This is a genomic window from Desertibacillus haloalkaliphilus, from assembly GCF_019039105.1.
Classification (GTDB): domain Bacteria; phylum Bacillota; class Bacilli; order Bacillales; family KJ1-10-99; genus Desertibacillus; species Desertibacillus haloalkaliphilus.
In genome coordinates, this window is record NZ_JAHPIV010000122.1 from 1 (window position 1) to 443 (window position 443).

1 protein-coding gene is annotated in these 443 nt (G+C 41.8%); it reads right to left on the minus strand.

Going from position 1 to position 443, the window contains the following annotated elements; genetic code table 11:
* Nucleotides 1-36 precede the first annotated feature (36 nt).
* A partial coding sequence (locus tag KH400_RS21145; RefSeq protein WP_246589956.1) for a His/Gly/Thr/Pro-type tRNA ligase C-terminal domain-containing protein occupies nt 37-443 on the minus strand: 407 nt, incomplete at its 5' end.

The window sequence follows — 443 nt, forward strand, 5'->3', positions numbered from 1 at the left end:
GAATAAGGGTGATTTTCCCTTTTTGAATATTCTCTTCTACTTCCTAGCTTCTAACTTCATTTGCTGTACAAACTCTTCTAATGAAGCAGATGCCGAATCTTGCTCACCATACTTTCTGATGTTCACAGCTTTTGCTTCCAGTTCCTTATCGCCTAATACGAGCATATATGGAATCTTTTGCATTTGTGCTTCACGGATCTTGTAGCCAAGCTTTTCATCACGCTCATCAATTTCCACTCGAACTCCTACTGCTTGGAGTTCTTCTTGTACTTTCTTCGCGTATTCAAGGTGCACATCATTAGAAACAGGAATAATTTGTGCTTGTATTGGAGCTAACCAAGTCGGGAATGCCCCTTTGTACTCTTCAAGTAAGAAAGCAACAAAGCGCTCCATTGTTGATACAACCCCACGGTGAACAACGACGGGACGATGTTGTTGCCCAT